The organism is Gimesia chilikensis, from assembly GCF_008329715.1.
Taxonomy (GTDB): Bacteria; Planctomycetota; Planctomycetia; order Planctomycetales; family Planctomycetaceae; genus Gimesia; species Gimesia chilikensis.
The window spans coordinates 1-472 of sequence record NZ_VTSR01000035.1; the positions used below are offsets into that span (position 1 = coordinate 1).

Sequence of the window (472 nt, forward strand, 5' to 3'; positions counted from 1 at the left end):
GGTAATGTCGTTGCGGGATCCATCGAACACGGTAAACGGTGCATCGCTGGCCATCTGCGGAATCACAAACGGATTCTCCGAAGCCGGCCAGGTGACTGAGACGCGATATACGCCCGGGGTCAGACCGTAGAATTCCCAGAAGGCGGCGGCATCACCGTAGTGTGCCGGATCCACCAGCTGCGACTGCACGGTGTGAATATCGTCTTCATAGCCGACACCCGTGGTGATCGCTGCGGTGCCTGCCGGATGGTAAGGCCAGTCGCCGCTCAGTGAGAAGCCCAGGTCGCCGTTGTCGACGATCGTGGCTGGATTGTCTTCGAACGGGGTTACTTCTTCGAAGTTGAGGTACTGCACCGTGCCCACACCGTCGGCCGTCAGGGAGTAGCCGGTGTCAATCACGGCCTGTCCCTTGGCGTCGAAGTCCAGGATGTCATATCCCCCCCGTCCGTCGGCCGAACGCAGGACCGGCGGT

1 protein-coding gene is annotated in these 472 nt (G+C 61.2%); it reads right to left on the bottom strand.

Features of this window, described 5'->3' with window-relative positions:
• Positions 1-472, bottom strand: a 472-nt coding sequence (locus FYZ48_RS29430; RefSeq protein ID WP_187782287.1) for a hypothetical protein, incomplete at both ends; no start/stop codon positions are given.